Genomic DNA, 10,663 nt, shown 5'->3' with positions numbered 1-10,663 from the left:
TAAATTCGCTGCCGTTATCGCTGTGGAACTCCCTGAGCGGGAAGGGAAGGGTTGCGTGGATGTCCTTGAGTGCGTTGAAGGTCCAGCGGTGAGCCTTGTTGAGCAGGGAATACAGGGATATCCAGCCGGAAGCGACGTCGGTGGCGGTGAGGGTGAGGATATACTGGCCGGAAGTGGTCTGACCGCAGTGGTGAACCGTGTCAATTTGGATAAAACCGGGGAGTTTTCGTTCCTCCGAGGTGTAGAAGGTGCGGATGGGAATGAGGTGTTTGAGGAATTTTCCCGGTTTGGTGAGGCTTTTGCCCTTGAGGGCGAGGGCAGCCTTGTCTTTTTTGAGGGCGCGGTCGATGGTGGCGGGGCTTATCTTCATGAGGTTCTCCCTGATGTCCGGGGTGATGGCGAAGGCGGACCAGGAGGCGATGAAGGGCATTTGCTGGCGGATGAGGGGAGCCAGGAGCTTGCCGCATTTATACCAGAAGAATGTCCAGATGAGGCGGAGGGAGGCGATGACCTCATCGGTATAGATTTTTTTGCCCTGCCGGTTGGCGGGTTTTTTTTTCTGCGGTTTGAGTTTGACGGTCTTGCCGTTAACGACGAGGAGGGCCTGGAGAGCCTGCGGCTGGTTGAGGATACGCAGGGCGTACTTCCGGTTTTTGTAGCCGGTAATCTGGATGAATTCATCCAAAATGGCCGATTTCTCTTTCCGTCCGGCTTTTAGGTAGTGGGAACGAACCTGTCTGGTAACTGCCTTTTTCTCTTTCATGGATAACCCCATTTTGACCTCCGGGAACTAGTGGTTCCGGATAGTCTGCCTTGATTTGGGTTACTTTTTCAAAATGAGGCATAGGGGCTTTTGGGTTACTTTTTCAATGAGGCAACGCGGGGGCTGGAAATTCTGGTTAAGGTGAAGTATCATTTTTCCGAAAAACGTTACCCTGCGGCTTTGGCGGTTTTAGAAAGCCGGGAGGACCAGGATAACCCCTGGATCTTTGTTCTGGGAAAGATCGAGCGGAAGGTCCTGGAGGCGGTGAGCCGTTACCAGCTAAAGGACAAAGCGGGCGCTTTTGCCGCCCTGGAAGCGGCCTACAAGCTGGCCCTTCCCAATGCCGTGAATATGCCCTTTATAGAACTGGGGAAGGATATGCGGGCCCTGGCGGAGGCGGCGTTAAAGGACCATGCTCCGGGACTTCCCCGGGACTGGCTGGAAAAGATACATCTGGGCGCCATGGGTTACGCAAAAAAACTCTTTACCGTGGTGGAGCAGTACCGGCCGGAGGCATCCCGGGCAGGTTCCTTTGATCAGGGGAAGGGTAAACTGTCCCGTCGGGAAATGGAGGTCCTCACGGGCCTGTACCAGGGAATGACCCAGAAAGAAATTGCCGGCGCCTCTTCCCTGTCGGAAAATACGGTTAAAAGTGTTATCCGCAGCATCTACAATAAATTAGGGGCGGTTAATAAGGCCGATGCGGTGCGGATCGCCGTATCCCAGGGGCTGGTGTAGCAGGGATCTTCTTATTAAGGGTCCGGTCTACCGCGGCGGCGCTTCGTTATTATCGTAATTATAAAAAGGAAAGAAAAAGTGTCCGAGCAGCTTTTTCAGGGTATGTCCCCGGAACCGGAAAATCAATATTTTCTGGAAAGGCCCCGTATAGACCGGCTTCTGGCAAAGGCGCTGCAAAGTCATGTGGTTACCGTGATAGCCGGGGAGGGCAGCGGCAAAACCCATGCGGTACATTCCTTTCTCCGGAAAGATCAGCGGCCTATCATTTGGGTACAGCTTTCGGAGCGGGATAATATGGGGTGGCGTTTCTGGGAGAATTATACCGGCGAGGTGGCCCACCTCAACCCAAAGGCCGCGAAAATTTTCGCTGATATGGGTTTTCCCGAATCGGGCCGGCAATTTGACCGGTATCTGGGGCTGGTAAAAAATGAAATCATAAGCCGGGAACGGTACGTGATCGTCTTTGACGATTTTCACCTGCTCACCAATCCTTCGGTCCTGTTACATCTGGAACGGGCCCTGGCCGCTCCGGTTTCAAAAAATACCATTGTCTTCATCTCCCGGACGGAACCGGCAATGAATACCCTGGGGCTATTGGCTAAGGGGCTCCTCTTCCAGATTACCGCCGAGGATCTCCGGTTTACCCGGGAGGAAACCGACGAATATTTCCGCCTCCACCATATTCTCCTTGCGGAAGAGGAACTGGATCGGATCTGCCGGGAGACCGAGGGCTGGGCCCTGGCGCTGGGGCTTATCCTTCAGGAGATAAAAACGGACCAGACGGGCGGCCGAAGCTGGGACCGGGTGATGCTGCCCATCAAAAAAATGGAGGAAAATATTTTTTCCGCCATGGAGGCGGAGCTCCAAAAATTCCTCATCAAACTTTCCCTTATTGAGCATTGGCCCCGGAATCTGCTGGAACGCCTTGAGCCGGGGGGAAAGCATATCTCCGCCATGGAAAAATTTAGTTCGGTGATCCGCTTTGATGCCTATCTCCACGGCTTTAGAATCCATCACCTCTTTCTGGATTTTTTGCGGGAAAAACAGGAATACCTGTCCCGCGAGGAAATCCGGGAGGTCTGCAGCAAAGGCGCCCAATGGTGTATCGAAAACAACCTTCCCACCGATGCCGCGGTGAATTACGAACGGGCCCGGGATTACGGGGGATTTATCCGGCTTATCAACTCCCTGCCCCAGATGCTGTCCCGGACGGTGGCGTCCTTTTTTCTGAACACCGCGGAACGGCTCCTCGCCGGGAATCCGGAGGACGGCGAGGATTGGGATTTCATTTTTTTACGCTTTATCATCCGTCCCCGGCTGCTGGCGCTTCTTGAACGCTTTGATGAAGCCGCCGGGGAATGCCGGGCGGCCATCACCCGCTTCGAGGCCCAAAGCCCAAGTCCCAATCGGTCCCGTATCCTCTACGCGGCCTACAATAATCTGGGGCTCCTCAGCATTCTCGCCTCAAAATACACCAGGGACTACGCCTTTTCCCACTGGTTTGAACAGGGATACCGGTACTACCTCGAAAATCCGGAGCCGGTTCAGGGGATGATGAGCCAGAGCAATATCGGCTCCTATGTGATTCCGGTGGGATTTCCCGCGGAACCGGGGGAAATTGAGTCCTTTATAGCGGCATATTCCGCTGCCGTACCCCACATTGCGGTTTCCATGGGTGGTTACCGTTTCGGGACCGATACCCTGGCCCGCGCGGAGCTGGCCTATTATCAGGGGGACTTAAACAAAGCGGAACAATTCGCCCGCCGGGCAATATACCAGGGCCGGGAAAAGGGCCAATACGAGGTGGAAAACCGCGCCCTTTTTTACCTTATGCGGATAGGCATCCACCGCGGCGATATAACGGAGATTCGGGATCTTGAGCGTCAAATGGAAGCCCAGATGGAAAAGGGTGAATACCCCAACCGTTACAATATCCACGATATCATTATGGGCCGCTTTTATACCCACCTCGGCTTAATCGAACGGATTGCCCCCTGGCTTAGAACGGAAAACGAGGGTGAGGAACTGAACGCCCTCTTCCGCGGCTTTGATAGTTTGGTCAAAGCCCGGTACCTTTTTATCGAAAAAGATTACCCATCGGCCTTACAGGTTCTGACTGAGGAGCAGGCCAGGGGCGATCTGGGCAGTTCCCTCCTGGGAATGTTGGAAATGACCGCCCTGGAAGCCGTAATCCGCCACGGGCTCGGGGACCGGGAGGGGGCCTTTAGCGCCCTGAAACGGGCTTATGACGCCGCCTGCCATCATACCCTGCATATACCCTTTATTGAACTGGGGGAGCCTATGTCCGGTCTGATTAACGCCCTCCTCAAGGCCCGGGGAGAGAAGCAGGGGGACCGTGAAAGCCCGGATGCCAGTAACGGGATTCCCGAGGAATGGCTGCATACCATACGGAGAGACGCTTCGGCCTACGCCAAAAAACGTTCCCTGGTGGCAGCCCAATATTCGGGCCGGGATACCGCCAAGGTTCCGGCCTTTTCGGAGTGGGAAAGGGAGATACTAAACAGCCTCTCCCAGGGCCGCACCGCGGAAGAACTCGCCGCGGGGCTGAACATTTCCGTTAAGATGGTCAAGAGCGCCATCCGGAGCGTGTATACCAAACTTGGAGCGGTAAACCGGGCCGATGCCATCCGTAGCGCCACTTCAAAGGGCCTGTTGACGGGTCCCGATATGCCTAAGCCGCCGGAAAACGGATAATTTCCGGGGGTGTGGATCCTCCTATTGACAAATCCGGTCTTTTTCGGGAAGCTGATAATCGGGGGTTGGCATGAAGCAGCATGTGGTATCGGCCTTGGTAGAAAACCGGGCGGGAACCCTGAGCCGGGTTTCAGGCCTCTTCAGCCGCCGGGGTTTTAATATCGACAGCCTGACCGTGGGGGAGACCGAAGACCGATCGATCTCCCGGATGACCATCGCGGTAACCGGAGATGATGCGGTGCTTGAACAGATCATAAAACAGCTCAGTAAATTGGTGGACGTGATCGCGGTCCGGGAATTGGATCCCTCCTCCTGTATACGCCGGGAAATTATGCTGGTTAAAATAGGGGCCGATGAAAAAAGCCGCCCCGCGGTGATAGAGATCGCCGGTATTTTCCGTTCCCGGGTCATTGATGTTTCTCCCACCACCATTACCATTGAGGCTACCGGCGATATTGAAAAGCTGGACGGTCTTCTTCTGCTCCTGAGCCCTTACGGCGTTCTGGAACTTGCCCGTACCGGTCTTGTGGCCCTGGAGCGGGGTTCCAAGGTACTCAACGTTAGTACCGTACCTCTCCTAAACCTACGTAACTAACCGGCAATTGCGCGGCCGGATTCCCGGAGACAAGCTCCGCGAATCTTACCGTAGGACAATTACCGGATTCTCAAATCCTCGCAAGAGGAAATTCCGCAGGGGAAACCTGCGCAGGAGGTTGTGTATATGGCTATTATGTATTATGAAAAAGATTGTGACCTGGGGGTGCTGAAGGGTAAGACCATCGCGGTGATAGGTTACGGCTCCCAGGGGCATGCCCATGCCCTGAATGCCAAAGAATCAGGCCTTAAGGTGGTGGTGGGCCTCTACGAGGGTTCCCCTTCCTGGAAAAAGGCCGAGGCTGCGGGGCTCGAGGTAAAGACCGCCGGGGAGGCCGCCGCGGCGGCGGACTTCATCATGATCCTCATCAATGATGAAAAACAGGCCAAGCTTTACCAGGAATCGATTAAACCGGCCCTGAAGTCCGGCAAGGCCGGTATAAAGACCCTGGCCTTTGCCCACGGCTTTAACATCCACTTCGGCCAGATTCTACCGCCCCCGGACATCAACGTGGTGATGATCGCCCCCAAGGGCCCGGGCCACATCGTGCGGGAGCAGTACCAGGCCGGCGCCGGGGTCCCCTGCCTCGTCGCGGTCCACCAGGATGTCGACGGAAACGCCAAACGGCTGGGCCTGGCCTATGCGGCGGCCATTGGCGGCGCCCGGGCGGGGGTACTGGAGACCACCTTTAAAGAAGAGACCGAAACGGATCTTTTTGGGGAACAGGCGGTACTCTGCGGCGGGGTTTCTGCCCTGATGAAGGCGGGTTACGAGGTCCTCACCGAGGCGGGTTATCAGCCGGAGAGCGCTTATTTTGAGGTAATGCACGAGATGAAGCTCATCATCGACCTGGTGAACCGGGGGGGCCTCTCCTTTATGCGCTACTCCATATCGGACACCGCCGAGTACGGGGATTACATCACCGGGCCCAAGATCATCACCGAGGACACAAAAAACACCATGCGGCAGGTTTTAAAGGAGATACAAAACGGCAAATTTGCCAAGGACTGGATCAGCGAAAATCAGGTGAATCGGCCCTTCTTTAACCGGATGCGGGCTATCGAAGCCCAGCACCCCATCGAAAAGGTGGGCAAAGAACTGCGATCCATGATGGGCTGGCTTCAGAAACCGGATAAATAAAGGAGCGTTTAGATGACAAACAACGAAAATGTCCGCCGGATTACCATATTTGATACCACCCTGCGGGACGGGGAACAGGCGCCGGGGTGTAGTATGAACCCCCAGGAAAAACTGGAAGTGGCCAAACGGCTGGAAAAACTTGGGGTGGATATTATGGAAGCGGGGTTTCCCGCGTCCAGTCCCGGGGATCTGGAATCGGTTAAAACCATCGCGGGGGTGATCAGAAATTGTACCGTGGCCGGGCTCTGCCGTTCCCGGGAAAAGGATATCGATGCCGGCCGGGAGGCCCTTGCCCGGGCGGTCTCCCCCCGGCTCCACATATTCCTGGCCACTTCCCCCATCCACATGGAGTACAAGCTCAAGATGACCGCGGATCAGGTGGTGGAACAGGCGGCGGCGGCGGTGAAATACGCTAAAAAATTCTGTTCCGATGTGGAATTTTCCGCGGAAGACGCCTCCCGGAGCGATCCGGATTTTGTCTGCCGGGTGTTCGGCGCCGCCATAGCCGCCGGGGCCACCACGGTGAATATCCCCGATACGGTGGGGTATGCCATGCCCAATGAATTCGGCGGACTGGTCCGGTATATCAAGGAGCATACCCCCGGCGGGGAGAAGGTGAAGTTTTCGGTCCACGTTCATAACGATCTGGGGCTGGCGGTGGCCAACAGCCTCGCGGCAATCCAAAACGGGGCGGACCAGATTGAATGTACGATTAACGGCATCGGGGAACGGGCGGGAAATGCCTCCCTGGAAGAGATTGTCATGGCCCTGCGGGTCCGGAAGGATTACCTCCATATTGATACCCGGCTTGACACCACCCAGATCTACGGTACCAGCCGCCTGGTGAGCCAGGTGACCGGGGTAAAGGTCCAGCCCAACAAGGCCATAGTGGGGGACAATGCCTTTGCCCATGAGGCGGGGATCCACCAGCACGGGGTCCTGGCGAACCGGGCCACCTACGAGATCATGACCCCCGAGTCGGTGGGGATCTCCAAAAACCAAATGGTGTTGGGTAAACATTCGGGCCGTCATGCCTTTGAGGATAGGCTTAAGGATCTGGGCCTCAGCGTGGACGCCCAAACCCTGGAAACGGTTTTTGCGGAATTCAAGAACCTGGCGGATAAAAAGAAGGTGGTCAGTGACCGGGACATTGAGGCCCTGGTAATGGGCGCCTCTGCGTCGGTTCCCGAAACCTGGAAACTCGACCATTGGGCGGTGAACACCGGTTCCGCCCTGGGGGCCAGCGGTACCATCCGGCTGCAGCACCGGGACGGTACCTTCCAAAAGCTGGTTTCCATGGGGGACGGGCCCATTGACTCGATCTTCAAGGCGATCAACCAGATAATCGGCAAGGAGCCGGAACTGGAGCTCTACGAACTGGGGGCCATCACCGGGGGCTCCGCCTCCCAGGGGGAGACCATGGTAAAGATAAGCTATCAGGGCCGGCACTGGAACGGCCGGGGGGTCTCTACCGATGTGGTGGAATCTTCGATTAAGGCCTATATCTCGGCGATCAACGCCATGGAATGGGAACTAACGCCGTTAGCATCGGGGCAGGAAGGAGCCGCGCAAAAATAACCGGATCCGTGGGGTTTTCCCCCGCCGGTTTCAAACCGACCGAATTTTGGAACCGGCTCACCTCAGTTTTGAGTTTCCGTTAAAATTAAAGGGCAGGGAAAGCCCCCGGAGTCCGGGGAGATCCCCGGAAAAACCCATGGTCCCGCCGCAGTCGTAGGCAAAACCGGATCCCCTGCCGGCTATATCCGTCACTTCCCGGATCACGTTCAGAGAATTAAGGGTCATGGTAAGGGGGATAAGCACCGTGGTATTTTTCCGGATGGTCGGGGCATTTTGAACGCTCCCCCGGGCCCAGGAGGAATTATTCACCCTAAAATCAAAGTTAAAGGCATCAATCGTTACCGCAAAATCGTTTTGATTTTCCACTTCCCAGACAAGTTCCAATTCCACCTTTTGCAGGCTTAGGCTCTTGAGGGATACCCCCTTAAACCCTATGGCCGGGACCTTTACCAGGGGGAGTTCCCCGGAAAATTCAAAACGATAGGTTTTTTCTCCCAGAATGGGGATGGTAAATTTCGCCCCCATGGCAAGCACATAGGCTGCTGTCTGGGTGTTTTTAATGGACTGGAATGAATTATAGAGGCCGTCGTAGGTCAGACTGATGGGCACTTCCACCACCGTCACTTCTTTGGACTTAATAACTTCGTCGTTCTTTATCGTCCCCCGGACAAAGGAATTGGCGTTAATGAAAAGCTCCCAATCAAGCTCCGGAAAGGGAATATCAAAGGCATTGGGATTGTCCACGGCGACCTTACCGACCATATCCACCCCGGCAAAGCTAATCGCCCCCAGGTCCACGGACTTGATAGAAAATACCGGTTCCCGGATTACCGATCCCAGACTCCGGCAGGCGCCGAGCCCCAGGATACAGATCAGGGTAAGAAACACGGTTCTTTTTTTCATGGCGTTTTACCGGGAAGGTTCCCCCTTCTTACCGATTACCGCAAATCCGCAATAGGGGACCAGGGCTTCGGGCAGTTTGACGGTCCCGTCCTGCTGCTGAAAATTCTCCAGGATGGCGATGATCCCCCGGGAAATGGCAATGGCCGTCCCGTTGAGCATGTGGACAAAGCGGTTTTTACCCTCCTCATCCTTGTATTTTATGTTGAGCCGCCGGGCCTGATAATCGGTACAGTTGGAGGTGGAAGTTACCTCCCCCCATTCACCGCCGTTCCTGCCGGGCATCCAGGCTTCCAGGTCCCACTTACGGTAAGCCGGGGCCCCCAGATCGCCGGTACAGGTATCCACCACCCGGAAGGGGATCGAGAGTCCCGAAAAGATTTCTTCCTCTACGGAGCGGAGTTCTTCGTGGAAGGCGTCCGACTCCTCCGGGAGGCAATAAACGAACATCTCCACCTTGGTAAACTGATGCACCCGGTAGAGCCCCTTGGAGAACTGCCCGGCAGCCCCCGCTTCTCGGCGGAAACAGTGGGAAAGTCCCGCCATCCGCAGGGGAAGTTTTTCCCGGGGAATGATCGTGTTGGAATAGTACCCTCCCAGGGTTATCTCCGCGGTCCCCACCAGGCAGGAACCCTCGTCTTCCAGGGTATACACATTGGATTCCGCCCCCCGGGGATTAAACCCTATACCCTCAAGGATCTCTTCCTTGGCAATGTCCGGGGTGATAAAGGGGGTAAACCCCTTTTTTTGTAAAATATCCAGGGCATACCGGATAAGCCCCAGTTCCAGAAAAACCCCTTCGTTTTTGAGGTAATAAAATTTGGTTCCCGAAACCTTGGTCCCCGAATCAAAATCAATAATATCCAGATCCTGTCCCAGTTTAACATGATCCGCGGGCTCAAAATCGAATTTGGTCGGTTCGCCGACCCGCTTTACCTCTAAATTATCCTTATCTTCCTTACCCACCGGCGCGTCCGGGTGGGCCATATTGGGAATACGCCGGGCCTCGGCCTCCAAGTCGGCCTCGACCTTTGCCAACTCCCCCTCGACGGCGGCGATATCTTCCTTGTATTTTTTCCCTTCCTCAATAAGCGCGGTCCGGGCTTCCGGTTCAAGTTTTCCCTTCATAGCCGCCGCATTGGCGTTCCGCCGCTGCTGCAGACCCTGCAGCGCCGTGGTCAATTCGGTCCTCCGGTTAAAAAGCCGGACCACTCCATCCGCATCGGCTTTCATATAGCGATCGGCGATATTTTTTTTGACCTCCGGCAGCTTATCCACAATAAAACGGTAATCTAACATGATGGTATCAGTCTACCAAAGGCCGGAATATCCGTCAATTGATCGAATTGCGCCTATTTCACCGAATAAAAGCAACTATGCTCTCCCTGGGTAGACGAAGCAAATATTGTCATATATAGTAGAAAAATGATAGGCTTTCTTATTAAAAAGACCTTTTTTGATCTTTGGGATAATCTTTTCAAGGCGGCGCTGATAAACCTGGGGTTCATCGCGTCGGTGGCGATTCCGATTTTTATCCCCTCCCTTTTTGTCTCCGTCCCGGTGGTGGGGCTGGTCTTTTTGTGTATCGGAATTATTTGGTGTTTTATTTATCTGGCTGCCGCAGCTCTGTCCCTCAAGGCGATTTCCGATTATGGTTCCTTTGGGTTTATCGATTTCTTCCAGAACCTTAAGATAGCCTGGCCCGCAGGGGTGGTGATGGGATTTTTTGTTTTCGCCGCATACCTTTTGGTAACCCTGGTAATTCCCTTTTATATGGCCATGAATTCCACGATCGGTCTCTTGCTTTCGGCGATCATTTTTTGGACCCTCGTGGTGGGAATCCTTTCTTTACAGTTTTTCCTGCCGATCCGGTCCCGGCTGGACAGCAAAATCCCCAAGGCCATCAAAAAGAGTTTTTTAATTTTTTTTGATAACCCCCTGTTCTGCATTTTTTCCTTTGTGCATAATTTGGTGCTTTTGGCGGTTTCGGTGTTTTTGGCCTTCCTCTTTCCCGGCCCCGCGGGGATCCTACTCTACCTGGACGAGGCCCTGCGGCTGCGGCTCCTCAAATACGACTGGCTGGAAGCAAACCCCGATGCCAACCGGCGTAAAATCCCCTGGGAGGTCATTTTAATTGAGGAACAGGAAAAAACCGGTACCCGTTCCTTCAAAAATTTTATCTTCCCCTGGAAGGATTAGGCTGCTGCCGGGGATACCCGCTGCAGACTACCGTA

General features: G+C 54.8%; 9 protein-coding genes. 6 read left to right on the top strand and 3 right to left on the bottom strand.

Annotated features, from left to right (window positions below):
• On the bottom strand, positions 1–763 hold a 763-nt coding region (locus LQZ21_RS12025), incomplete at its 3' end, for a transposase (protein WP_486401693.1).
• Positions 764–853: 90 nt separating this feature from the next.
• Between LQZ21_RS12025 and LQZ21_RS12020 the strand changes: the two genes are divergently transcribed.
• The 5 genes from LQZ21_RS12020 (at position 854) to LQZ21_RS12000 (ending at position 7,529) form a co-directional block, all read left to right on the top strand.
• Positions 854–1,501 (top strand): response regulator transcription factor, encoded by a 648-nt coding sequence (locus LQZ21_RS12020; RefSeq protein WP_411044706.1) that lies wholly within the window; start codon positions 854–856, stop codon positions 1,499–1,501.
• Between the two features lie 78 nt (positions 1,502–1,579).
• Positions 1,580–4,216: a LuxR C-terminal-related transcriptional regulator gene (locus LQZ21_RS12015; RefSeq protein ID WP_411044704.1), complete on the top strand. Its 2,637-nt coding sequence runs from the start codon at positions 1,580–1,582 to the stop codon at positions 4,214–4,216.
• A gap of 70 nt (positions 4,217–4,286) precedes the next feature.
• Positions 4,287–4,811, top strand: a complete 525-nt coding sequence (ilvN, locus tag LQZ21_RS12010; RefSeq protein ID WP_411044702.1) for an acetolactate synthase small subunit — start codon at positions 4,287–4,289, stop codon at positions 4,809–4,811.
• Between the two features lie 126 nt (positions 4,812–4,937).
• A complete protein-coding gene (gene ilvC, locus LQZ21_RS12005; RefSeq protein WP_411044701.1) occupies positions 4,938–5,951 on the top strand; it encodes a ketol-acid reductoisomerase in 1,014 nt (337 codons plus the stop codon).
• Between the two features lie 12 nt (positions 5,952–5,963).
• Positions 5,964–7,529, top strand: coding sequence for a 2-isopropylmalate synthase (locus LQZ21_RS12000; protein ID WP_411044699.1), 1,566 nt, complete (start codon positions 5,964–5,966; stop codon positions 7,527–7,529).
• A gap of 57 nt (positions 7,530–7,586) precedes the next feature.
• On the opposite strand, the gene LQZ21_RS11995 is transcribed toward LQZ21_RS12000, so the two are convergent.
• Positions 7,587–8,432, bottom strand: a complete 846-nt coding sequence (locus LQZ21_RS11995) for an LEA/WHy family protein (RefSeq protein ID WP_411044698.1) — start codon at positions 8,430–8,432, stop codon at positions 7,587–7,589.
• 6 nt (positions 8,433–8,438) lie between these two features.
• Complete coding sequence (serS, locus tag LQZ21_RS11990; RefSeq protein ID WP_411044696.1) at positions 8,439–9,728, bottom strand: serine--tRNA ligase; 1,290 nt, start codon at positions 9,726–9,728, stop codon at positions 8,439–8,441.
• Positions 9,729–9,854: 126 nt separating this feature from the next.
• Here serS and LQZ21_RS11985 point away from each other — a divergent pair, with 126 nt between their 5' ends.
• A complete protein-coding gene (locus LQZ21_RS11985; RefSeq protein ID WP_411044694.1) occupies positions 9,855–10,628 on the top strand; it encodes a hypothetical protein in 774 nt (257 codons plus the stop codon).
• Positions 10,629–10,663: the final 35 nt, after the last annotated feature.

This window comes from Treponema sp. TIM-1, from assembly GCF_046533115.1.
Taxonomy (GTDB): Bacteria; Spirochaetota; Spirochaetia; order Treponematales; family Breznakiellaceae; genus JAIRMO01.
Note: the sequence above shows the minus strand (reverse complement) of the source record. Positions and strands in the feature narration are given on the sequence as shown.